General features: G+C 44.0%; 3 protein-coding genes. 2 read left to right on the forward strand and 1 reads right to left on the reverse strand.

Annotated features, from left to right (window positions below):
• A partial coding sequence (locus BACCELL_RS26765; protein WP_345916998.1) for a ligand-binding sensor domain-containing protein occupies window positions 1-676 on the reverse strand: 676 nt, incomplete at its 3' end.
• 305 nt (window positions 677-981) lie between these two features.
• Here BACCELL_RS26765 and sucC point away from each other — a divergent pair.
• Both sucC and sucD read left to right on the forward strand, forming a co-directional pair.
• Window positions 982-2,130, forward strand: a complete 1,149-nt coding sequence (gene sucC / locus BACCELL_RS02510) for an ADP-forming succinate--CoA ligase subunit beta (protein ID WP_007209946.1) — start codon at window positions 982-984, stop codon at window positions 2,128-2,130.
• Entirely contained in the window at window positions 2,127-3,002 is an 876-nt protein-coding gene (sucD, locus tag BACCELL_RS02515; protein WP_007209947.1) for a succinate--CoA ligase subunit alpha, read from the forward strand. Before sucC ends, sucD begins: the two co-directional genes overlap by 4 nt.
• Window positions 3,003-3,032: the final 30 nt, after the last annotated feature.

Consider the following 3,032-nt stretch of genomic DNA (forward strand, 5'->3'; position numbering starts at 1 on the left):
AGAATAACTCGCTCACCGGTGCATGAAGATTATATGCCGGTGTACACGAAAGTAACGTACGAGACTCATCCAATACCGCCCGATACAACCCGGACTCCGTACCTATGAAGAAGTTTTCCCTATCTATCTGGGCAATAGAAGTGACATTACTGATTATACAGGATGATAATTGCGATATCTTTCCTGTGCGGGTATCGAACAATGCCATTTGTTCCTTACTGCAAAGCCAGATACGTCTGGAATGATCCATATAGCTATATGTAATATTCGGCGAAGAGATTCCCTTTTCCGGTAAAGGAGGCATATACACCTGTTCGAACCGATCCCGGCCCTGTTCATAGCGGAAAATGCGGCCTTTCCGTCCAGTTCCCCACAACACACCGTCGTCAGCCATGTAAAGCCAATTCAGGCTAAACTGCATATTGAGCTTCTGTCCCTTATCCGTCAATTCATAGTGTTTGATTTCCTTGCCATTGTAACGGTCCGGACCTTCCTGAGTAAGGAACCACATATATCCTAAAGAATCTTGTAGGATACGATAAACTTTCTGACTGCCCAGACCATCCTCCATACTTATATATTTATATGCCTGGGCTACACATACCTGAGTAAAAAATACGAGTATGGCAAACAGCATGGAGGTTTTTCTCTGTTGATAAAATCTTCTCCTGTTCATCACAGTTCGTGTGTTATCATCCAAGGGTTCCTGACTCCGAATCTGACAAGGAATCCCAACGGTTTAATATTAAAATATGAGATTAATATGCAAAATTAACCAAAAAGGCAGAAAAGTTCACAGTATAAAACAAGTTTTTTTCATAATACACGTCATTTTTTATCGCTATTATCATATTTTTCTTATAACAAATAGCATTCACCAGAAACGATCCTTTTTCTTATTTTCGTTCTTAATCACTTATTTGACAACTTTTTAGCCATCTTATTTGTTAGAGACATATACTAATCTATAATCCATGATCCATGAAAGTACATGAATATCAAGCAAAGGAAATCTTCTCCCAGTATGGAATTCCGGTAGAACGACATGTGTTATGCAATACGCCCGATGAAGCCGTAAAAGCTTTCCGGCAGTTAGAAGTGGACAAAGTAGTTGTGAAAGCACAAGTGTTGACCGGTGGACGAGGAAAGGCAGGAGGCGTAAAACTGGCTGACAATGAAGAACTGGTAAGACAGCACGCCCGGGAAATTCTGAAAATGACCATCAAAGGTTTTCCTGTAACCCGAATTTTAATCAGCGAAGCTGTAGATATCGCAGCTGAATATTATGTCAGTTTTACCATTGACCGCAACACGCGTTCAGTAGTGCTTATCATGAGCGCGGCAGGAGGAATGGATATTGAAGAAGTAGCCCGCAACACTCCGGAGAAAATCATTCGCTATAATATCGACCCGTTGATAGGATTGCCTCAATATCTGGCACAGAGTTTTGCATTCATGCTTTTTGACCAGGCGGAACAAGCCAGGCGTATGACTTCCATCCTTCAGGATCTCTATAAAGCCTTCATGGAAAACGATGCATCGCTTGCTGAAATCAACCCGTTAGTGTTGACGGCTAAAGGTACCCTTACAGCCATTGATGCCAAGATGGTGTTCGATGATAACGCTCTTTACCGCCACCCCGATATACATGCTCTTTTCGAACCTACACCGGAGGAACAACTCGAAGCTACAGCCAAAGAAAGAGGATTCAGCTATGTACGTATGGACGGAGACATCGGTTGCATGGTAAACGGCGCCGGACTGGCAATGACTACCATGGACATGATTAAGTTATATGGCGGTTCACCTGCCAATTTCCTGGATATCGGTGGGAGTTCAAACCCCGTGAAGGTGATTGAAGCCATGAAGATACTGCTGAATGATTCGAAAGTAAAAGCGGTCTTCATCAATATATTTGGCGGTATCACTCGTTGCGACGATGTAGCTATAGGATTGATACAGGCTTTCGACCAATTGCAAACGGAAATCCCTGTCATTGTAAGACTGACGGGAACCAATGAAAATATCGGCAGGAAACTATTAAAAGACAGTAACCGCTTTCAGGTAGCGGAAACCATGAATGAAGCCACCCTGATGGTAGTAAAATCTGTGAAAGGAGAAACATTATGAGCATACTTATTGATAAATCGACCCGCCTGTTGGTACAAGGTATTACGGGCAGAGACGGACATTTTCATGCTGTGAAAATGAAAGAATACGGTACGAATGTGGTAGGTGGTACGTCTCCCGGAAAAGGAGGCAGCACCGTAGACGGGCTTCCCGTTTTCAACACCATGTACGAGGCAGTGGAAAAGACGCAGGCCAATGCCTCCATTCTTTTTGTTCCCGCCAGCTATGCGGCAGATGCTATCATGGAAGCCGCAGATGCCGGAATCAAACTGATTATCTGTATCTCCGAAGGTATCCCTACCCTCGATGTAATCAAAGCGTATCGCTTCACTCAACTGAAAGGAGCCATGCTGATCGGGCCGAACTGCCCCGGTCTAATTTCTCCGGAAAAGAGCCTGGCCGGAATCTTACCCGGCAACGTTTTTAAAAAAGGAAATGTCGGAGTGATCAGCCGTAGCGGAACATTAACTTACGAGATTGTTTACCATCTTACAGCCAACGGCATGGGCCAATCTACCGCTATTGGCATGGGAGGTGATCCCGTAGTAGGACTTTACTTCCGTGAACTATTGGAAATGTTCCAAAATGATAAGGATACGGAATCCATCGTCATGATCGGTGAGATTGGTGGAAACGCAGAAGAACTGGCGGCTGAATATATAAAGAAGCACGTAACAAAACCTGTCGTAGCTTTTATTGCCGGACAATCTGCACCTCCGGGAAAGCAAATGGGACATGCAGGTGCCATTATTTCCGGTAATTCCGGCTCTGCCGAGGAAAAGATTGCAGCACTGACGGCAGCTGGAATACAAGTGGCAAATGAACCGGCAGAAGTACCTATCTTATTAAAAGCGTCACTTCCAAACAAATAACATAAACCTGTTGGCGGAATTTATTCATTT

Origin of the sequence: Bacteroides cellulosilyticus DSM 14838, from assembly GCF_000158035.1 — a bacterium.
Lineage (GTDB): Bacteria > Bacteroidota > Bacteroidia > Bacteroidales > Bacteroidaceae > Bacteroides > Bacteroides cellulosilyticus.

Excerpts from the sequence above, each read along its gene's own strand:
- sucC (WP_007209946.1), top strand. The coding sequence starts at position 982 with ATGAAAGTACATGAATATCAAGCAAAGGAAATCTTCTCCCAGTATGGA.
- sucD (WP_007209947.1), top strand. The coding sequence starts at position 2,127 with ATGAGCATACTTATTGATAAATCGACCCGCCTGTTGGTACAAGGTATT.